The sequence below is a fragment of the Adlercreutzia sp. ZJ304 genome, from assembly GCF_011039075.1.
GTDB lineage: Bacteria > Actinomycetota > Coriobacteriia > Coriobacteriales > Eggerthellaceae > Adlercreutzia_A.
Genome location: NZ_JAAKEG010000021.1, coordinates 1 through 19,697 on the forward strand (window position 1 = coordinate 1; position 19,697 = coordinate 19,697).

A 19,697-nucleotide genomic window follows, 5' to 3' on the forward strand; every position below is an offset into this window, starting at 1 on the left:
TGGTAAACACGTCTGAAATTGGAGGCAAGCAACGATGGGTTATCGCCTAGCCTGTCCGGCCAGACAGGCTAGGCGATTATTTGTCCTTGACAAGAAAACTGGTCATATGAATGTTCTACTCATATTAGAGTTCTGCTATTATCGGCTCGGCGAAGAGATATCTGAAGGGAAACCTTAACGAAGAAGTCGGCTTCTCGTTTGCGCAAATGGATTCCAAGAGCGATTTTGGACTGCAGGCCGCAGACTATTGCTCGTGGGCACTTTTCAGAACATGGTCGAGCGGCGAATGCCGCTATCGCAACATTATCGGAAGTGCGATTGCACAAGAAACCGATATTCTTGCCGACAGGAAAATGGAGTGCGTCATGCAAAACCAAACCGGGAAGATAATCATTGGTCTTTCTGAATCTGGTGTTGTTTTGCCACTTTTTGCCTCCATTTTGGGTCTGGCAACACAACATATCATTCCTTTCGATTTTGAGCCCATCTTTTAGATTAGCCTCAAGTTTCCGATCTTTCCCTACTCGCACGCAAACCCCACCTTGCGCAGCTCGTCGTGGAGCGCAGTGCGGCGGGGGTAGGCCTCGCGAATCTCCTGAGCAAGACGGCGAGCCGCCTGTTCGCCTTTGGGGAGGGAGCGCAGGTGCACGAGGGTCTGCGCCAGGCAGCGGTAGGCGGAACGCCCGGTGGCCCTTGCCGCCTCGTCGCGCCGATTCTGCATGTGACCTTCAATAATACCAGGGAACGAGCATGCGGGTATTTCGTTAAGAAAGCTTGCATCCCATTAAGCCCCTTGATCCTTCCCCTCTCCACTTCGACGGTCGTAATCAAATCGCCCTTTTGCAAAACGAAATCAACTTCATTGTTCTTTTGCACGCCACCAAAAAATGCCCGTTTAACTTCTCAAGAAGATCAAGAAGTTAACATTACTACTTCTCAAAAATCTTGAGAAGTAGTACCATTAACTTCTCAATAGAATTGAGAAGTTGCACCTTTCCGTAAAGGAGGCCCGCATGACTGATCTTTCTTCTATCGTACGAGAATACCAAGAAGCCCCTCTGCCTGCGCTTGTCGCTCGAGATGAAATCATTCGCAGCCTTCCATCCCCGCAACGATTTAATCTAGTAGAGATCGTCACCGGCATGAGGCGCAGCGGCAAGACATTCTACCTCTTCCAAAAAATGAAGCAGCTCTTAGAGGCAGGCGTGCCACGCGAGCGCATGCTCCACTTCAACTTCGCCGATGACCGTCTCAGCCCCACGGATCCCTACATCATGGACAACGTGCTGAACGAGTATTGGCGGCAAGCGCCTAAGGCCAGAGAGAGGGGAGCCTATCTGTTCCTCGATGAAGTGCAAGAGGCCGATCAGTGGCAAGGGTTCTGCCAACGCGTGGCCGAAATGGAACAAGTCACGCTTGTCGTCACAGGCTCGTCTTCGAAGCTCTCCTCTGACGAGATCGCAACGCAATTCCGCGGGCGTTCGCATTCACACGAAATGTTGCCTCTCTCCTTTCGCGAATATTGCCGCTTTGCCGGCGTGGAACGTATCGACATCGATCGAGGGGCAGCCCCTCAAATGCAAACGCAGCTTGAAGGGATGTTCGACCGCTATTTGACAGAAGGAGGCTTCCCAGGCGTTCAGAACAAACGGGCAGAAGATAGGATCGAGCTCTTGCAGGGATATGTGCGCGATGTGGTGGCACGTGACGTGGCCGACCGATTCGGGCGCGAGGACATTCGCTTGGCAAATCAGTTCGCACTATACGGATTGCGCAACACCGCCTGCGAATTTTCGATAAACGGCCTAGTAGAAGCCATGAAGGAGCTTGGCTACAAAATGTACTGGGAGAAGGCCAGCCGCCTCGTCACCCTTCTTGAACAGGCTTTTCTCTTCTTCGAGGTTCCCGAGTACGCCGTTTCGCTTAAACCCCAATCGACCGCACTGCCGAAGGTGTACGCTATCGATCCGGGTATCACCTATGCGGTATCCCGCGCGAATCAACAGGACATCGGCAAGCGCTTCGAGACCGCCGTTTTTCTTGAGCTGCGCCGGCGTCTTGCTGGTCGACGCATCGACACACTTACCTCTTATACCGTTCCCGACGCTTCGCGCCACAAGGTCGATTTCCTCTTGGGGGACGCCCTTGCATCCGAGCCCTACGCGCTCATGCAGGTTTCGCTCACTCTTGAGAACGAGAGAACGCGGGCGCGTGAAGTTGGCTCCTTGGCAGCCGCGATGAGCGCCACTCGGCTCGCACGGGGCACTATTATCACCTTAAGGGAAGAGGATCGCTTCGAAATCGATGAAGGCACGATCGAAGTTGTGCCCGCCTGGAAGTGGTTTTTGACTTCTGAGTTGCCGTAGCTTTTACGCTCCGCCCCTTTTCGGACGGCCTGTCTGATTCCTGCACCAATTCCTGAGCACTGTTCCGCAATATACTGAGCAGCATGACGTTCCCGGATACCCAGACGTTTGACCATTTTGTTTTCGAATTCCATTGTTATCGCCAAAATAGAGCCAATCGTTCTACTGGCACAAAATCGCCCTAGCAGTTCGCTCGACCTCTGGGTCGAACTCGGGCTTCATAACGCCAGTCTTCCAATCCATTTTAAGAACGAGGGCGGTGTCGGAAGGGAGCGTGCGCATAGAGGGAGGTGTATCCCTTCCTAACACATCAAAGAGGAAGGCGGGGGTTAAGCGGATACAATTCGAAAGCTGGCTCGATGATAGGGATCGGAATCTCTGGCCGACCGTCACACTTCAGCAGATCATGGTCAAAGGTATGAAACTCATCAATACTATGGAATTGGTTGATATAGACAGCAGTAGCAAGATGAATGGCGTCTTGCTTGTGCTTCTCAAAGCTATAGTTCCATATCACTTCTCGCGCTTGCTCTGCAAGATGTCTGGTTAAGTCAACAACGAGCAGCCCTTTGTCCTGGTTGAAAACCTGTATGATTGCGTCTCGCTCCTCAGCGGTCCCTTTACCAAGCTTGATTACCTCGGTCAAAGTTACGACAGAAGTAATTATCTCCAGCTCACCATTATCTTTCTTGTCGACAACGCCCTTGAGCACTTTTCCACGTTCAGTTCCTTGGAGAAAGTCGATAAAGCAACATGAATCCCAGTAGACACGCTTCATTCGGCATCACCCCAAATCCCAAACAGGTCAGCCAAAGAAATCGTCTCTGGACGCTCGACAACCTGAATATCCTGAGCCACGATGTCATGCTTGGTGCCATCCTCGTTGAAAGATATGTCACCAGTGACGCGCACGTAGTTACTGCGATAACAAGAACGCACAGTATCTAACAGGGCATCGTCATAGTAGACCTTGACACGCTTGCTGGAAGCTTCATCATAGAGCGCAAAAAACGGCTTTGCGCTTGCATATAGGGTCTTGACCTCTCCGTATGTAGTACCGAAAGAGCGGTCGATCGTCTTGGTTTTTACCGGCACGGAATAATCAACCATGGCAATTGGCTCGCGTTCATGGCTACCCGGATAGGAAATATCGATGGTCGGATTGCCAGAAAGACCGTTTTCACCTTTGAACAAGCGTGTCATTGCCTCGTAATGCTGCATAGTCTTCTTTGTAAACGTGGAAGGATTCTTTCCACCCTGAATCAATTTGAAGTCACTGCGAATAATTCCCAGACATTGATCGATTTCCTCGTCTGTCTCGGTATCGGAGGAGGGGTAGGTCGCCAACGCCACGGAACCCTGTTGAATTTCAGCAAACCATTTTACGTCGCTAAGACAGTCTTCGGAGGCGGACTGAATCATCGCGAAAAACTCAGAAATGCAGGTCTGCAATTCCTCAACAGGCAAAACGTCCTTTTCGAGATGAAAAAGGATTCTTCTATCCTTGTTCACAGCGTGCCTCCCTTCACAACGCGATTTCCTCAAGTAATTAGGATACTCCAGCTAGCCGTCGTAGCTTCTCAATCAAAGCAGAAGGACTTTGTCATGATACACCAACGTCACCATCTCGTTCAAAGGATAGCATGCTAGGCGCATCCGGCACCCTAACCCAAACCTTGTCGATTTTCTTATTTCTTTAATCAGGTGTTCATTTCGTGCCGGTACTGCAATCAGTGCATCGTTTAACGTATTTTCATCCCTAATCCTTCCCAAACAGATCGCGTGTGTATACCTTGTGCGATACATCCGCTATGTCTGGGTGGATGCGATTGGCTACTATGATGTTGCTTACTTGTTTGAATGTATCTAGGTCATCTATTACTTTGCTCCCAAAAAACTCACTATCGTTTAGGGTTGGTTCATACACAACAACCTCTATCCCTTTAGCTTTTATACGTTTCATAACGCCTTGAATTGAGCTTGCACGGAAGTTATCAGAGCCCGACTTCATAGTGAGGCGATATATACCAACTCTGATAGAAGATGGGCTGTTTTCTGTATAGCCTACTTTTTGAAGTATATCTTCGGCAATGTAGTCTTTACGGGTACGGTTAGCATCTACTATTGCTCCCATTATGTTTTGAGGAACACTTTCATAGTTTGCAAGAAGTTGTTTTGTGTCTTTCGGAAGACAATATCCGCCATATCCAAATGAGGGGTTGTTGTAGTGGTCCCCTATGCGTGGGTCTTTACATACTCCATCAATAATCTGCTTTGCATCAAGACCGCGAACTGATGCAAATGTATCTAGCTCATTAAAGTAAGCTACACGAAGTGCAAGATAAGTATTGGCAAATAGCTTTACAGCTTCAGCTTCAGTTGAACGCATTATAAGTATTGGAATGTCAGTCTTTTTTGCACCTTGCTGCAAAAGGTTTGCAAATGTGTGAGCTGTTTTGTTTAACTCATCTTTGTATTTTGAAACACTTGGAACACCCACAATAATACGTGTGGGATATAGATTGTCATAAAGGGCGTGCCCTTCTCTTAAAAACTCTGGAGAGAATAAAAACTTAGCGTTTGGATATCTATTACAAAGAGTAGTAGTGTATCCGACAGGAACAGTGGACTTAATAACAAAAGTAGTATCTGGATTAATGCTAAGTACTGTATCTATTACTTCTTCTACATATCTAGTATCAAAGAAGTTTTTATCAGGATCGTAGTTTGTAGGAGTTGCAACAACAACAATATCCGCATTTGAATATGCATATACTGGATCTGTTGTAGCACTAAACTTTAAGGGATGTTTTCCTGATTTATTATCTGCAAGAAAGCGTTCTATCTCTTCATCTTTTATAGGAGATATACCTTTTTCTAGTTTATCTACTTTATCTTTAATAACATCTACAGCCACTACTTCTGTGTGTTGAGATAAAAGCATAGAGATAGATAGACCAACATAGCCTAGTCCTGCTACTGCAATCTCCATAAGATTGCCTCCTTATATAGATTGTTAATTGGGATGGGAATTGGGTTATAGGTTGTAGTAGCCCTTATACCATTTGGCGAACTTGCGAAGTCCGTCTGCTAGCGGGGTGCTAGGTTTAAAGCCTGTATCTCGCTCAAGAGCACTTGTGTCAGCGTAAGTAACAGCAACATCTCCCGGTTGCATAGGTACTAGTTCTCGATGCGCTTCAAAGTTATAGTCTTTTGACAGTATGCCTTCTTCTACTAGTACTCGCTGCAATGTATCAACAAAATAGAGAAGGTTTTCAGGGTTGGAGTTTCCGATGTTGTATATCTTATGCGCTGCTAAAGGTAGACCATCTGTTCCTGTTTGTACAACAGGTGGTGTATCTATTACGCGACAAACACCTTCAACAATATCGTCTATATATGTGAAGTCGCGCTTACAGTTACCCATGTTAAAGATCTTGATAGTGTCACCCCTAACAAGTTTGTCAGTGAAACCGAAGTAAGCCATGTCAGGGCGACCCATTGGTCCATACACTGTAAAGAAACGAAGAGCAGTTGCAGGAATGCCATAGAGTTTAGAGTAGGCATGAGCCATTAATTCATTTGACTTTTTTGTAGCAGCATAAAGCGATACAGGACTATCTACCCTATCAGTTTCTGAGAAAGGTACTTTGGTGTTTCCACCATAGACACTAGAACTTGAGGCATACACTAAGTGCTTTACAGGGTGTTTCCTGCAAGCTTCTAAGATATTAAAGAACCCTACTAAATTTGAATCCACATAGGCACGAGGGTTTTCAATAGAATAGCGAACACCAGCTTGAGCTGCTAGGTTGACCACAACATCAGGTGCAAAGTTTTGAAAGACATCTTCAACAAATTTGCTATCATATATATCTCCGCTTATAAAAGAAAAATGCCCGACGGAAAACCCATCGGGCACCATATCGGTATTATCTCCCCCTGCTGTTCTTGCAAGCATTTTCAATCTATCGTGTTTAATACCTATATCGTAGTAGTCGTTTATGTTGTCAAAACCTACAACGTGCGCATCAGTTTCTTCAAGCAGCCTCTTGCATAAAAACGCACCAATAAAACCAGCTGCTCCGGTTACTAGAATATTATTCAATTGTTTTTCTCCTGATTTCTAAAAGCAAAATTTTATATAAGCACCAACAGGTAACGAAGAGAGATAAGAAAAAGACCGGCAGCAACCGGTCTTAATTAAATCGTATGTACCTGCGCCGCCTGCCACCTTAAAACCAATCGGGTTTCGCTGATGTTTGCACTAGAGCATCTTGTTATGTTGAACTTCACTGTCATGAATACTTATTTCACATTAACATTTAACATTTGCAGACACCGTAATTCCTTGTTCTATTGCTCTACTGTTTAGAAGTTCTCTCAAATTTAGCGATACAGTCGTCTCCACTTTTCGCAAACGGCACAACCTCACTTTTTAGAAAAGTTTTTCGACATAAATTGGTAAGGCGAATACCTCATAAGCATCATCGCAGTGGCTCCACCTATATTTCCTATAAACACTCCAGATTATCCATACAAGACAAACTACAGCCAGCAAAAAGCATAGAATACATGCAATTATTGCGATTTGATCACTCTTAATAAAGACAAGAAAAAGAAAGCCTATGACATCAACAGTAACACACGCAGCGCAAAGAATACGGGGCAATTTTAACGTTGCCCTGCGTACAAAAGGCTCGTCCTCGCGATTGGCAACAACTACAACAGCTATGGAAGCGATAGCTAACAATGTAGCCAAACTGAACGCATTTTCATTACCGCTCTTATTGCTAACCCACATCAAAAAAGCCAATGCCGAGAATGCTAGAAATAACATATAGCCCAACATCCTCAAGCCAAGCCTAGGAACTAAAGAAAGATTTAGATTATATATACCCGCCGTAGATTCTCCTATAGGAATTCTTCGATATAAAGATTGATAAGTCACCGTGTGTTTTTTGTTTTGATCGGGAACTTCATAGAAAGTCTTATGTACTTCAACTGCAGCATGTCCAGGTGTCAGCGATCCAAAACCCTCAGCTTCTGTTAGAGAATCTTTTCCCTTATAAGGCTCTAATAGAGAGCGATATACATAAAACTTAGATTTCTCGAGATCGATTTCATATTGCATAGGATAACATGGCGTAAAATAAGTGCCTTTAGGTGACGCAATTACTACCCGATTCTTATCCGCCGTACCTAAACCATCAAGCTCGAATGACAAAGGAAGATTGCCTTTAAGTGTATTTTTTACACTATCCCACTTACTTTCCGTTTTCTTAACAATATTTTTAGTAACAAGCAAATCGCACGTAATGCGTTCATAAATATTACCTTTGAGATCAATCTTTGCATAAGCAACCCATCGCAGCGTATAAACAACTGTGAAGAATCTAAACACAGGAGAACAAACCCAATATTGCCTAAAATCTCGCAGAGCAGTTTCAATATCTTCAGATTTCCAGTCTCCTGCATTGTCAAAGCAATAAGAATCTTCTATATATGAACTTATATCATCATATATCCTAGGATCTTCCATTCGCATTATGGTGCCGTCAGATCGAACAGGAGGAAGAGGTTCACTAAAAATGCTACTTAACAATCGAGAAAGTTCTACTTTTTCGCGCAACGGTTCTAAGGGGCAATCCGATTCCTCTCCATGCTCGACACGCATAGCGCCACTGAGCGCAGTAAGTGAAACCTGAACAGCATTTTCGCGTAAAAAAAGCTGAACTGGGCAGCCCTTTCCATCGCTAACCTCAAATTCAGCAATTTGAGTACCTTTATCAAGCTCTAATAATGGCAAGTTAAGAACAACAGCATCATAATCATCAATCTTAATATTATTTGTTACTCTACCAGCATTAACGTCCGAAAAAGCTTCGTTAACGTAATCTAACAATTCACCGTTAACAACATGAAGCGCTATATGCCTTCTCCAACGAGAATCATCAACATATTCCCAAGACTCAACACGCCGTTCTGTCCAACCTGTATGGAGAACAATCTTGTAACTAAGTAATTCTTGAACTTCAGGGGACATTTCACCCCAAAATAAAGACTGCCCACCTGATGAAACCATTACCAACTACGTACCCTACGAGAGTCTTCGCGTGTTATATAACCTGCAGGGGTATTTGCTTTCTTTCGCCTAGCATACGAAGGAAGCTGCGTGTCTGCATAAAATTTATTATTTGCCTTAACGCAACGACGACCTAGAATGTCGGCAGCAAGCTTACGCGATGGATGCGAAAGGCTGTCACACTTCTCTATATCGCTCATACTGTTCCGTCTCCTGTCGAGATAATATGAATCTCGCTACTATATCATTTCAAGAACACAGTAGAACCACAAATGCATATTTTACTCTTGAACGTTACTTTCACCATCATGAGCTGATGATGCATTGCCGCTATTACTACTTGCGGTCAATATGCTGCATTGAATTCGATTCGATTCCTGCCTGAGCATATCTGGGGTAATATTTGGTTCCCGTGTAGCTATGGCTAGCTTCATTCCCCAACGTATAAGCAATGTCGCACATATGAACACACCAACAATAATAAGACAAGATGCAACCACTAAAGTCACAAACATAATTGTTATATCTTTATCTACGAGAGATGAAACAGCATAATTAAACAAGGACTCTAGTTTAGATAATATAAATACTGCCATACCTAAAACTAGAAGCAAAGCAACAACAGGACAAGTTATGCTTAAGCCTCTAGCGAAATCGCATTTAGTTTTTTCTTTATTAGATGAATCTGTCATTTACTAACACCTCATTGTCACAATTAATTGCTTCGAAGTTTCTACTTCCTCTTTAGGAGACGCTGGATAAGTCTTAAAACGTGTGGGATTTAACATGATTTGCACCATCTTTTACATGACCACATGTTTTCTACCTGTTTTCGCGTAATGTGCTGTTTTACACATCTAACCCACTCATAAATTTCTACAGTTAAGCGAATGGGACGAGCTTTATCATCAATCGGGTAGAGGAACGGATATCCTTGCTTGTCTGCGTCTTTAAGCCGAGTACATTAGAGCAAAGAGCACTAGAGCGTCTGATATTAGGACAAGGAGGACCGACAAGTGCAGATACAATAAGACTTCTTGTTGATCGTTTTGGTAGGTATGGATGCGTATATGCACGTCTTTCGAAGGTATCCCTTGGTGTGACAGAATGCCCTAAGTGGTGTAACACACTCGAAGTATGAAATAAACAGTATGTAATACAGAAAGCTTTAACAGACAAATCAAAGACATCATCCGCAAATGCCGAAGCTTTATGAGTTTTGCAAGTCCTAGGCATCGCTGTCTTTTAGTGTTCAGGCATGAGAGAAAGCCTAACAAGCCCATCTCACTGTTTATAAGACACAGCAGAAAGGAGAATACATATTAGCGAATAGGTCCACAGGGATGGGAACTTGTTCTCCCCCACACCAGTAACAAGATATTTAGTTTTGTGACTTTTTGTCATATTTTTTAAAGCTACTTTAAGAAGGGCTTAGTTTGTTGTGTCCTTATTTTGCCTTCGAACGTTGACTCAGAATTAGACTCTCTTTGTTTGACCTGTTCAAGCATCGCATTTTGTAAATTGTCCCACGCGTTTTAAGGCTTAACCTAAATTTCGTAAAAGCCGGATATCAATACGATTTTGATAAATATCTCCAAGGGTTATTTATCATCCAGCAACCACTCAATAAATTCCCTAACAGCTCCTTGACCACCATTTTTAGTTGAAATAAAGTCAGCAATTTCTAAGATTTGTTTTACAGCATCAGCAGGACACCCGACAATACCGCCAGAGTCTTTTATTGCTTTCATGCACTCAGTGTCATTTAGATCATCGCCAATATACGCAAAGCGATTAAATCCTATATTGGCATTAGTAGCAATATCTTGCAACAAAGATAGCTTGTCTGAAACACCTTGATAAAGTTCTGATATTCCTAATTCTTCGCAACGTCTTTCAAGAATTTCACTTTGTCTACCAGTAATAATTATTGGAGAAATGCCTGTTTTTGGTAAAACTTCGCCAATTCCCAGCCCGTCTTTTACATCAAAGGCTTTAAACATCTCACCAGAAGATCCAATATAGACTTTACCATCTGTTAAAGTTCCATCAACATCCATAACGAGAAATTGAATTAAGTAATGCATGTGAAACCTCTATATAACAATACCCGTATTGACAATATGCTGCCATGTAATTAGACCAACAACTTCATTATTTTCATTAACAACAGGCATGCAATTAACATCTTGTTCATGGATCTTCTTTAAAGCAGTTATAGCCATTGCTCCACTTGTAATCCTTTTAGGATTGAGGGTCATAATCTCAGACACCACAGAAGAATAGATATCGCATTTTTGAGAAATCAATCTCCTGAGATCTCCGTCGGTAATAATGCCCATCAATTTACCAATCTGATCAACAACACAAACGGCACCTAATTTTTTACCCGATATTTCTTTAATGGCATCCATAAGCTTACTTTCTGGAGCAATCAAAGGAAGGTTATCTCCTGTTGCCATTAAATCATTGACTCTTAATATGAGTTTCTTACCTAAACTACCCGCAGGATGATATTTCCCGAAGTCAACATCTTTAAACCCATACTCTTCAGATGCAACAACTGCTAACGCGTCTCCATAAACCAATGCAGATGTAGTACTAGATGTTGGGGCTAGTCCTAAGTGACATGCTTCTGTAAACGATGGAAGAACTTGGACTATGTCTGAATTTTTCGCTAATGTGGAGTTTTTATTGCCAGTGATAGCTATGAGTTTTGAACCTATCATTTTAAGATTAGGCAAAATTTTTACTATTTCATCACTTTCGCCACTGTAGCTAATTGCAATCACAATATCTTTCGACTCTACCATTCCAAGATCACCATGCATCGCTTCAGCAGGATGTAGGCAAAAAGAAGGTGTTCCTAAACTAGAGAATGTTGCAGCAAGTTTTTTCGCAATATGTCCCGGCTTTCCCATTCCTGTAATAATAACTTTCCCCCGACAAGAAAGGACATTGTCAAGAATATCAACAAAGATATCATCAAGTTCATCTCTTACTTTTTTCAAAGCATCAATTTCAATATCAAAAACCCTCTTACCAGCCGTGAGTTTCTCTTGAGAGTTCATGATCTCACCGCCTTGTATACCCTAAAAGCGTTTTCTAAAAAAGCATCCACATCTTCAAGTGCAATCATATTTGGACCATCGCATAATGCATTATTAGGATCAGGATGAATTTCCATAAACAAACCGTCAGCTCCGACAGCTAAAGCCGCCTTCGCAAGGTAGGGAGCCACCTCTCGATTTCCGTCACTTGAAGAACCCATACCGCCGGGCTTTTGAACACTATGAGTAGCGTCAAATATTACTGGATAGCCAAATTTTTGCATCAAAGGAATAGATGTCATATCAACAACGAATGTGTTATAGCCAAAACTCGTTCCACGTTCACAGAGAATGACAGAATGCGCACCGCTCTCTTCAAGTTTACAGACAACATTTTTCATATCCCAAGGTGCTAGAAATTGGGCTTTTTTAACATTAACCGTTTTACCTGTTTTTGCCGCAGCAACAAGCAAATCCGTTTGTCTGCAAAGAAAGGCTGGGATCTGGATGATATCTGCAACTTGAGCTGCATATTCGGCTTGCCATGGTTCATGGATATCGGTAACGATTTTGAAATTGAATTCTTTTTTAACTTCTTGAAGAATGTCAAGACCTTTTTCAATGCCTAGTCCTCTATAAGACGAAATGGAAGTTCTATTAGCCTTATCAAAAGAGGTTTTAAAGTAGTAATCAAGTGGATATTTCTCTACAAGATCTTTCATGGTTTCAGCTACTTTAAAACACACATCTCTAGACTCCATAGAACAAGGACCTGCCAACAGTATCATTGGCTTCACGATAAATCTCCTATCATAAGTTTTGCTAATTCGTAATCTTTTCTCTCGTCAATATCGATAGCTTCAAGTCCTTCGACCTCAGCAATATAGGGCTTATCACCAATTCTGCGATTCTCGCTTAAAAAGAGTTCTTTACTAAAAAGATAGAATCCACTTGTCTCAATCCAGATCGGTTCAATATCTTGGGTCCGTGGAACATCGCTTAAGTCGTAATTGATTGGCTTTTTCTGATACCAAGCAAATGTCTGAACTCGCTCTGCTGAAAACGCAGAATCATATTCACCAGATCTGACTGCATCTATAGCTGCTTGAATAGTTTCTGGTTTAGTAAAGGGAGATGTCGCATGTGCGAGTAAATAATAATCGGCATCAACATTGTTGATAAAAGCGTGATATATCTCAGCACCTTTAACAAAATCGCCATCTAATTTTTTATCTCTGCGTAAAAATTCAACCCCTAAAGGAAGATACGGCTTAAGCTTGTCGTCCGAACAATAAGCAACAATTCTATCCAGATTATTAACTTGATTTAGAGATTCAAACAAATACTGGCAAACTACTTTTTCTCCTAAGGGAAGAAGGTTTTTTCCCGGCAGTCTTTGATTGTTTAGCTTAATAGGAACGAAGGCTACGATTTTCATCATTAATCTCTCAACTAAAGAACGTCGTTTTGTACGTTATTTCTGTTTTAGAAAGCATTTAAGAGTTAGATTTTCTTTGTTTTATCTGTTCAAGCATCGTTTTTGATGGATTTACCCACAGGTTTTAAGATTTATCCAATTTGAGAACTAACCCATTTTGAATTTTTGAAGAAGCTGGCTTTTTGTTTAATTTCCTCATCAGACCAACTCCACCAATGTATTTTAAGTAGCGTCTCTATATACTCATCAGTAAATCGACTACCAATTTGTCGAGCTGGAACTCCAGCAACAATTGAGTAAGGTTTAACGTCCTTAGTAACAACTGCGCCCGCAGCTATAATTGCTCCATCGCCAATATTGCCACTAAGAATAATCGCTTTCTCTCCCACCCAGACATCATTGCCAATATTTACAATACGAGAAGGATCATTGTATTCGGAACTAAGAATTTCACGATAAAGTCTAGGCGAGATCGTCGGATATTCGTATGGGTGTTGAAACGCCCCTATAGCAACATTTCTGCCTATCGCACAAAAAGACCCAATTGAACAACTATGAATAAACGAATACGGTTCTACATAAGTCCATCTACCAATTGAAACGTTATCTCTAATTTCAACATTGCGACCCACTCTAACATTTTCACCCAGTATTGCCCTAGATGAAACAAATTGAGAATGAATATCACAACAAGGATGCTGATGGTTGATTCTTCTTAGCTTCATCCATCCAATCAATCCACAAGAAAGCAATGAACGTACACTCAATTATTCAAACTCCATCCTCAATTTAATCTTTAATTGCATCAAACATGATTTAAGCCGAAACAATTACGGCTTTTATAATTTTGCTGCAACAGCATTCATAGCTAATAGCAATCCTTGTTTAATACTTTTTCTGTAATAAATAATCAAAAATACAGTTATAAAACCAGCACAAATAACACGCATATTAAGCGTCAGACAATCAAGAGTAAGAATAACTCCTTGGCAACATAAAACAACGCAGAGCAAAAATGATTGAAGTAAATGAAAATTGATGCTGATATGCTTTTTTACTTTGATTCCTCGATATAACCAATTCAAAACACCAGCTAAGACATTTGCAATTACTATACCCCATATTCCAAATATCATCGTTAAAGGTATTCCCATTAATATATTAATAACACCACCTATAACTGTTGATATCGCAATAGGCGCAGTATCGTATTTTGCAGAAAAAAACGGACTCCACATTCCGCTCATTGTGTTCAATGTTGCCAGCACAAGTAAGAATGGAGTGTATATCCATGCACTATAGAACTCGCCAGAGTAAAGAAGTTGCGCTAAATATGGAGAAAGCAGAATCAATACAGAACATAAAAGTACCAATACCATTTCTACCGCATCAAATGTTTTTAGCAAAAATCCATCTGAATCACTAGCATCAAATTCCTTTACCGCAGAAATTTGCCATGCTTGAAGAAATATTCCAGCTACTACTGAAAGTATAGAGGGAATCTTAAAAGCTATTGAATAAAGACCATTTGCATCCATCCCGCAGACCACAGTTACAATAAACCTACCAGAAGTACTGATAAACCACCATCCAATAACTGCTGCAGATAAAGGCAAAGAATACTTCACCATTTTGGACAGAAGCCCTCTATCTTGACTGCTAGATGATGCAAAAATAATCTTTCTTAGTCTGATTGTTAGATATGCCACAGGAACAATCATGCCTGAAATATTGGCTATGAAAAAGCCATCTAAGCCGCATTTATAAACAACAAGCAGCAATATGTTAAGAATAACAATTGCGAGTGTACTTATGACACCAGCAACAGCCACATCAACCATACGCTCAGAGCCGCGAGCAAGCAGTGACAGAAGTTGATACATCGCAGTAGATATGTAGAAAACAGCAATATAGTTTGAGCCAGCAATATTGTTCCAAGGCATCCCCGGAATTAACTGACAAGCTAATACCAAAACTCCACTAAATAATGTAATCCCAATACCTATATGTGCAATATGCGCTAGATCTGCACCTTTTTCTAGCGGAAACCTAAGCATAGCGTCTGCAATATTGAGAGTAAGTATAGGTATTAGTAGTGAAATAGAGCTATAGATAATGTCGTAGGAACCATACTCGCCTGTAGAAAGAACTGCTGTATAAAGAGGAACAAGGAGAAAAACGAGCACCTTGGAGGCGAAATTCCCCACAGCCAGTATTCCAGTATTCTTGATAAGCTCGCTCGTCTTTGTCATCGTGAAATCTGAACTCTATCTTGGTGAGCGTAAAACCGCCTCAAACGCCTGTCGGTAATTACGCGATGCTCCACCTGAAACAAAGAGCGCTCTAATATTTCTCTTCAAGCCTTCAATTAAGCATTCATCGCCATTCATGAGGTGAGAAAAAAGCTCCGCCAACTGAACCAAATTCGAGAAAACTCCTGCCACCAAACCTTCATAGGGATCATAATCCGCATCGGGAACATACCGAAAAACAGGAACACCGTTCAGGAGTAGTTCGGCATAGACAGAGGATCGAGCAGCTATTGCAAAGTCAATATCACCCGAAAGCCTACTAATGGTCTCAGATTCACCTATCTTCAAATACCCAGAGTTCCTAACCTTCTCAACAAGAATCTCGTCATAATTAGTTGGGTGAAATCTCACTGTCCCCTCAAGAGAATATCTCTCAACAAGACTGTCAGCAAAATCTAAAAGAGCGGCATTTAAATCGCGGATGTTGTCTTTTCCCGCTTCCAAAACAACGCAGAACCGTTTTGGTTCTCTCACTTTCAACAATGGGAACTCCCGCTTTTCGATAAATGGATCACCGACCACCAATATCTTTTCCTCGGGCACTCCGAAGCTCAACGCATGACATTTGGCAAGCTGATTCCAGGCAAACAGATAATCTGAATTTAAATGATCGAGAGCAAACGAGTAGGAGAGCAAATCATCATTGCTGTTCTTGGAATATGATTGAGCACCATGCTGCAAAACCACAGTTTTAATACCCCTCCTTCGGCACTCACAAACGAAAATATACTCCTCTGGATACTGATCGAAAATAGACACATAACAATCAATTCCGTTAAATAAACCAGAATGGGTCGTTATATAATGAATTAAACAGAAAGCATTTGCTAGACAACAGCAAAAGTAATCAACAAGCGGCTCATCTAAGCCGGATTGCAACAATGAACCCTTCCAAGACCGCCTTCTCGCTAACATCTCAAAAGGATTCATAGCGCCGATAATTCCAGAACGACCAGATATTATAGTTGGCTCATCGATGCAACTACACACAAACTCAGACATCTCTCGCAGATTCTTTCGCCTAAAATACATATAAGGTTTAAAAAAAAGAACTCTTCCTGAGCCTGATACAATTCGATACCCGCGCACTAGTCCGAATCGCTTTGCTATATTGGTAATACCTTGGGTGCCGTAAACACAGTGAAGGTAAGCAGGAGCATACAACAACCTATCGCTTTCGTACCGTTCAAAGCCTTCCAACGAGACATTCTGTAGAGCATTCAGAATAGCACAGAGTTGATCTCGTTGATTCCTAATGCGTATGTGAACATTGCGACCTATGCAGACATCATCTCCGAAAATGACGTTTGTAGCCTCAATTGCCGCACCCCTTCAAATACGAAGCCATCGGTCGCAATTATGGGTCAATCCAGCAACCTTCCCCGAAGGTATTCAAACAGTTTTGAGGTCTTTCTGTAAATACTATGAAGCGACATAAGAAGCTTCCTTTCAAAAGTCACATGAACCAGCATGGATGTGGGAGAGAATGAGGTCTCTAGTATACGAAGGTCTGTTCTTCTCAAATTCAGATGTCCAACCAGGAGGCAGAGAGATGCCATCGATGGCTGAAAGCCACCCTGCAACCTGTAAGCCCCACACCTCAGGCTCACCATCAAGCACATCCACGGTCAACCCCAATCGATACCGATCAACATATTGCCTATCAGGATCTTCCGAATGCTCAGAAAAGTGAAGCAGAGGCTTCTCCTGCGCCATATACTCGAAAAGCTTTGCCGAAATCTGATCACTGCACTTCATACTGACGAGCACACTCGCGTTATCATACATTCTCTCCAGATCATTGTGCGTCATGTAGTCATGGAATTGAATAACACCCCCAGTTCTAACCTCCCACTCCCTGCAGAGTCGAGCAAGGTCACCTCTGCCAACAATATGAAAAATTGCGGATCCGACGATGCCGTGCGCACTCAGCCATGAGAAGGTTTCCATAGCTGGAACTGGATTGTAATGCCCCCTACTGAGAGAGCCCGCGTAAACCCAGTCGCCAGAAACCGTGGTCGTATAATCGGTCGCCGTGAAGACATCCGAAAGTAAGGGGAGATCACCTATTAGAACCCGAGCCCTCGAGGCAGCAGCATACGATGACCTATACCACCCTTCCTCAAAGGCCATACCGATAACGTAATCAAAGTTATGTCCGATACGGTTAACCCAGTATTCGGAAGCAGAAGCCTGCTTCTTCTCGGAAATGTGCCGCCTGAGAGTATTAGGAATATAGTCAACGCAATAAGCGAATAGAGGAATGTCGGGAAGACAAGCGCGCACTCTTACGGCCGCCTCAATGCATTCTACTGGACAGCAAGTGGCTACGAGACAGTCATAGGGTTTCGCACGATGGAGGCTTATTGCGAGGTTGGCTATACGCTGTGCGAGAGCCTTTGACGCAAGAGGATATCTAGTCCAGTTTGAAAGACGGCTTACGAAGTTAAGAGAGCGGAAAACCGCCATGGCTGCCTTTGCTTTTTTGTCGCTTGGAAGATCGGAAGCGAGATAGAATAGCTTAAGTCGCTCGTCGGGACGCACACCGTGCACCCTGACATCATCAAGCTCACTTGGAAGGCTCTCAAAAGGATCATCAAACGCAATCACATCGGCTTCGTGACCCGCCTCAACAAAAGAGCGAGCCACATTCTGGGCACAGACAGCGTTGGCAAACGGACGGGGATAATACTTATCAGTCAAAAAAAGGACTCTCATGCTAAGCGCCCCTAATGGCTCTCTTTAAAAAATTGGAGGGTTTTTCTTTGTGAACCATTTATACCGCCTCCCCCTGTGCCTTCATTTTTGTAAGCGTCTCTAAATAGCACCTCAAATCCAAAGGAATTGCAAAAGCGCAAGGAATAATGGCTATTGCTGTCGCGACGATTATCGAAACCCACGTAGAATCATATGTCGCAAGCCACCAAGCCAGTAGGAAATTAGCAATGGCGGCAATTGTCAAACACACACCAGTAACTTTCAGGCGGTTCAACCCACACATGAAGCCGTAATTAAGCATCACCCACATATACAGCGTGTTGTAAATGCAATAGACGAGGGTGTAAACAGCAGAAACAGATTTCGCATTATCAGGCTTTTCTGAATCTGGTGTTGTTTTGTCAATTTTTGCCTCCATTTTGGCTTCGGCAACACAACTTTCCACAAGACTTGTGTTGCTTACCTGCCCTGAACTGGGGTATTGCGATTTCATGCAGCAACTTTCATGCTTGTTTCAAGCTTCCGAGTAAATCTATTGACAACGATTTCCGATAGCGCAGACTCAGAAGCGTATCGGAAGCGAAAATAAGAAGGGCACGGGGCGGTTACAGCGCCCCGCACCCCCATTGCGGCATCTGCGTCATCGGAGGATTGGAGAACTCCTGTGAACAGCAGAGAAGCCAACAGGAAAAGAAGGCTTGCGTATGTGCAGGGCCTTCTGCCTAACACGTATGCAAGCGAGTGCGAGAAACCCGACGGAAGCATACTTTGCGCACATGAGGTCGAACTTGCCGCACTTGAAAGGATCAAGCAAAACGAGCATAGCGCATGGGATGTACTCTGTGCCGAGGCGCTCGCAGAGAGGTGCTTCTCACGCGGATGCGCATTTGATGACGGTGCTGTTGATGACTGTCCGGGATGGTGTGCCACCGCGATCGCCGGCTTTGTAGGCTGGATGATGGTCTCATGAGTAGGATAAACCCAGCAGATGTAGGTCTGCCAAGCACCGTTCGCGTTGATAAAGCAGGAGTTAACGCTGGCTTTTCTGATCTCCATGTCATCGTTGATGCTCCTGACCTTACCTGCCCCCGATGCGGACATGCCATGACAGGACATGGTAGTTTTTCCAAACGTATGGCGCACGTCGTAGGTGAGACACCCTGTACGCTGACTGTCAAGATCAAAAGGTACAGGTGTAAAAGATGCGGGACCACGAAAAGCGCAGATGTTCCCTTCGCTTCTGTCGTAAGCCCTACCATCACTGATGCGCTCGAGGAACACGTCATCAATCTTTTGAGAAGAAGGCAGACCATCACCGAAGTGGCATATGCATGCAATATCTCGCACGACACGGTGCGTCTTGTCATCAACAGCGTACATATCAAAAAGCCAACACTTCCCTGCATACTGCTCACAGACGAGATACATGCTATGAGCTACCGAGAATCCGACACAGGAAAGCAGGTCTGTGTGTTTTGGGCCTGTGCTTATGACGGTGCTACCGGATATCTGATAGATGTCATAGAGGGCAGAGATACAGGTGATATGGATCAGTGGTTTAAACAATTCGGAGCAGATGAGCGCAATCGTGTTTCTTTTTTCTGATGATATGTCCATCGGGATGTTACACAAAGAGGCTCCGACCTGAACAAATGGTTTATTCAGTCCAAAATCTGGGCTAGCATCTAGGTGTCTCAATTCCCGTGATTCAACAATCACACAATGCCT

At 43.1% G+C, this 19,697-nt stretch carries 20 protein-coding genes; 4 read left to right on the plus strand and 16 right to left on the minus strand.

The window, feature by feature from the left end:
• The first annotated feature begins 206 nt into the window (after positions 1-206).
• Together G7Y46_RS08740 and G7Y46_RS08745 are read left to right on the plus strand one after the other, a co-directional pair.
• Positions 207-494: a DUF3800 domain-containing protein gene (locus G7Y46_RS08740; RefSeq protein ID WP_165253971.1), complete on the plus strand. Its 288-nt coding sequence runs from the start codon at positions 207-209 to the stop codon at positions 492-494.
• Between the two features lie 519 nt (positions 495-1,013).
• Positions 1,014-2,366 carry an ATP-binding protein gene (locus G7Y46_RS08745; protein ID WP_165253972.1) on the plus strand — a complete coding sequence of 451 codons (1,353 nt, stop codon included), beginning with the start codon at positions 1,014-1,016 and terminating at the stop codon, positions 2,364-2,366.
• Positions 2,367-2,676: 310 nt separating this feature from the next.
• Here the strand turns inward: G7Y46_RS08745 and G7Y46_RS08750 are convergent, their stop codons facing one another.
• From G7Y46_RS08750 to G7Y46_RS08825, 16 genes are all read right to left on the minus strand, one after another.
• A complete protein-coding gene (locus G7Y46_RS08750; RefSeq protein WP_165253973.1) occupies positions 2,677-3,144 on the minus strand; it encodes a type II toxin-antitoxin system VapC family toxin in 468 nt (155 codons plus the stop codon).
• The gene (locus tag G7Y46_RS08755; protein WP_165253974.1) at positions 3,141-3,878 is read right to left on the minus strand and encodes a hypothetical protein; all 738 of its coding nucleotides are present in this window, start codon (positions 3,876-3,878) and stop codon (positions 3,141-3,143) included. Before G7Y46_RS08755 ends, G7Y46_RS08750 begins: the two co-directional genes overlap by 4 nt.
• A 247-nt stretch (positions 3,879-4,125) precedes the next feature.
• Positions 4,126-5,358 carry a nucleotide sugar dehydrogenase gene (locus tag G7Y46_RS08760; protein ID WP_165253975.1) on the minus strand — a complete coding sequence of 411 codons (1,233 nt, stop codon included), beginning with the start codon at positions 5,356-5,358 and terminating at the stop codon, positions 4,126-4,128.
• Between the two features lie 45 nt (positions 5,359-5,403).
• Positions 5,404-6,474, minus strand: coding sequence for an NAD-dependent epimerase/dehydratase family protein (locus G7Y46_RS08765; protein WP_165253976.1), 1,071 nt, complete (start codon positions 6,472-6,474; stop codon positions 5,404-5,406).
• A 330-nt stretch (positions 6,475-6,804) separates the two neighbouring features.
• Positions 6,805-8,457: a hypothetical protein gene (locus G7Y46_RS08770; protein WP_165253977.1), complete on the minus strand. Its 1,653-nt coding sequence runs from the start codon at positions 8,455-8,457 to the stop codon at positions 6,805-6,807.
• Positions 8,451-8,651: a hypothetical protein gene (locus G7Y46_RS08775; RefSeq protein ID WP_165253978.1), complete on the minus strand. Its 201-nt coding sequence runs from the start codon at positions 8,649-8,651 to the stop codon at positions 8,451-8,453. The genes G7Y46_RS08770 and G7Y46_RS08775 overlap by 7 nt, the downstream gene beginning before the upstream one ends.
• Before the next feature lie 81 nt (positions 8,652-8,732).
• The gene (locus tag G7Y46_RS08780; protein WP_165253979.1) at positions 8,733-9,143 is read right to left on the minus strand and encodes a hypothetical protein; all 411 of its coding nucleotides are present in this window, start codon (positions 9,141-9,143) and stop codon (positions 8,733-8,735) included.
• 909 nt (positions 9,144-10,052) lie between these two features.
• Positions 10,053-10,538, minus strand: a complete 486-nt coding sequence (locus tag G7Y46_RS08785; RefSeq protein WP_165253980.1) for an HAD hydrolase family protein — start codon at positions 10,536-10,538, stop codon at positions 10,053-10,055.
• 9 nt (positions 10,539-10,547) lie between these two features.
• Positions 10,548-11,522: a KpsF/GutQ family sugar-phosphate isomerase gene (locus G7Y46_RS08790; RefSeq protein WP_165253981.1), complete on the minus strand. Its 975-nt coding sequence runs from the start codon at positions 11,520-11,522 to the stop codon at positions 10,548-10,550.
• Positions 11,519-12,289 (minus strand): 3-deoxy-8-phosphooctulonate synthase, encoded by a 771-nt coding sequence (kdsA, locus tag G7Y46_RS08795; RefSeq protein ID WP_165253988.1) that lies wholly within the window; start codon positions 12,287-12,289, stop codon positions 11,519-11,521. Before kdsA ends, G7Y46_RS08790 begins: the two co-directional genes overlap by 4 nt.
• Before the next feature lie 5 nt (positions 12,290-12,294).
• On the minus strand, positions 12,295-12,942 hold the full coding sequence (locus G7Y46_RS08800) for an NTP transferase domain-containing protein (protein WP_206214201.1): 648 nt from the start codon (positions 12,940-12,942) through the stop codon (positions 12,295-12,297).
• 128 nt (positions 12,943-13,070) lie between these two features.
• Positions 13,071-13,706 carry a CatB-related O-acetyltransferase gene (locus G7Y46_RS09200; protein WP_277424177.1) on the minus strand — a complete coding sequence of 212 codons (636 nt, stop codon included), beginning with the start codon at positions 13,704-13,706 and terminating at the stop codon, positions 13,071-13,073.
• A gap of 72 nt (positions 13,707-13,778) precedes the next feature.
• On the minus strand, positions 13,779-15,191 hold the full coding sequence (locus G7Y46_RS08810; RefSeq protein WP_165253982.1) for an oligosaccharide flippase family protein: 1,413 nt from the start codon (positions 15,189-15,191) through the stop codon (positions 13,779-13,781).
• Positions 15,192-15,206: 15 nt separating this feature from the next.
• On the minus strand, positions 15,207-16,253 hold the full coding sequence (locus G7Y46_RS08815) for a UDP-N-acetyl glucosamine 2-epimerase (protein ID WP_165253983.1): 1,047 nt from the start codon (positions 16,251-16,253) through the stop codon (positions 15,207-15,209).
• Between the two features lie 447 nt (positions 16,254-16,700).
• Positions 16,701-17,954 (minus strand): glycosyltransferase family 4 protein, encoded by a 1,254-nt coding sequence (locus G7Y46_RS08820; protein WP_165253984.1) that lies wholly within the window; start codon positions 17,952-17,954, stop codon positions 16,701-16,703.
• A gap of 73 nt (positions 17,955-18,027) precedes the next feature.
• Positions 18,028-18,462, minus strand: coding sequence for a hypothetical protein (locus tag G7Y46_RS08825; RefSeq protein ID WP_165253985.1), 435 nt, complete (start codon positions 18,460-18,462; stop codon positions 18,028-18,030).
• 171 nt (positions 18,463-18,633) lie between these two features.
• On the opposite strand from G7Y46_RS08825, the gene G7Y46_RS08830 reads away from it, so the two are divergent.
• Together G7Y46_RS08830 and G7Y46_RS08835 are read left to right on the plus strand one after the other, a co-directional pair.
• Positions 18,634-18,939 carry a hypothetical protein gene (locus G7Y46_RS08830; protein ID WP_165253986.1) on the plus strand — a complete coding sequence of 102 codons (306 nt, stop codon included), beginning with the start codon at positions 18,634-18,636 and terminating at the stop codon, positions 18,937-18,939.
• Positions 18,936-19,574 (plus strand): transposase, encoded by a 639-nt coding sequence (locus G7Y46_RS08835; protein WP_165253987.1) that lies wholly within the window; start codon positions 18,936-18,938, stop codon positions 19,572-19,574. The genes G7Y46_RS08830 and G7Y46_RS08835 overlap by 4 nt, the downstream gene beginning before the upstream one ends.
• Positions 19,575-19,697 lie beyond the last annotated feature (123 nt).

What these genes read in the sequence shown, in the direction of transcription:
- G7Y46_RS08740 (WP_165253971.1), top strand. Translation starts at nt 207, where the DNA reads ATGGATTCCAAGAGCGATTTTGGACTGCAGGCCGCAGACTATTGCTCG.
- G7Y46_RS08745 (WP_165253972.1), top strand. Translation starts at nt 1,014, where the DNA reads ATGACTGATCTTTCTTCTATCGTACGAGAATACCAAGAAGCCCCTCTG.
- G7Y46_RS08750 (WP_165253973.1), bottom strand. Translation starts at nt 3,144, where the DNA reads ATGAAGCGTGTCTACTGGGATTCATGTTGCTTTATCGACTTTCTCCAA.
- G7Y46_RS08760 (WP_165253975.1), bottom strand. Translation starts at nt 5,358, where the DNA reads ATGGAGATTGCAGTAGCAGGACTAGGCTATGTTGGTCTATCTATCTCT.
- G7Y46_RS08775 (WP_165253978.1), bottom strand. Translation starts at nt 8,651, where the DNA reads ATGAGCGATATAGAGAAGTGTGACAGCCTTTCGCATCCATCGCGTAAG.
- G7Y46_RS08780 (WP_165253979.1), bottom strand. Translation starts at nt 9,143, where the DNA reads ATGACAGATTCATCTAATAAAGAAAAAACTAAATGCGATTTCGCTAGA.
- G7Y46_RS08785 (WP_165253980.1), bottom strand. Translation starts at nt 10,538, where the DNA reads ATGCATTACTTAATTCAATTTCTCGTTATGGATGTTGATGGAACTTTA.
- G7Y46_RS08790 (WP_165253981.1), bottom strand. Translation starts at nt 11,522, where the DNA reads ATGAACTCTCAAGAGAAACTCACGGCTGGTAAGAGGGTTTTTGATATT.
- kdsA (WP_165253988.1), bottom strand. Translation starts at nt 12,289, where the DNA reads ATGATACTGTTGGCAGGTCCTTGTTCTATGGAGTCTAGAGATGTGTGT.
- G7Y46_RS08800 (WP_206214201.1), bottom strand. Translation starts at nt 12,942, where the DNA reads ATGATGAAAATCGTAGCCTTCGTTCCTATTAAGCTAAACAATCAAAGA.
- G7Y46_RS08810 (WP_165253982.1), bottom strand. Translation starts at nt 15,191, where the DNA reads ATGACAAAGACGAGCGAGCTTATCAAGAATACTGGAATACTGGCTGTG.
- G7Y46_RS08815 (WP_165253983.1), bottom strand. Translation starts at nt 16,253, where the DNA reads ATGTCTGAGTTTGTGTGTAGTTGCATCGATGAGCCAACTATAATATCT.
- G7Y46_RS08825 (WP_165253985.1), bottom strand. Translation starts at nt 18,462, where the DNA reads ATGAAATCGCAATACCCCAGTTCAGGGCAGGTAAGCAACACAAGTCTT.
- G7Y46_RS08835 (WP_165253987.1), top strand. Translation starts at nt 18,936, where the DNA reads ATGAGTAGGATAAACCCAGCAGATGTAGGTCTGCCAAGCACCGTTCGC.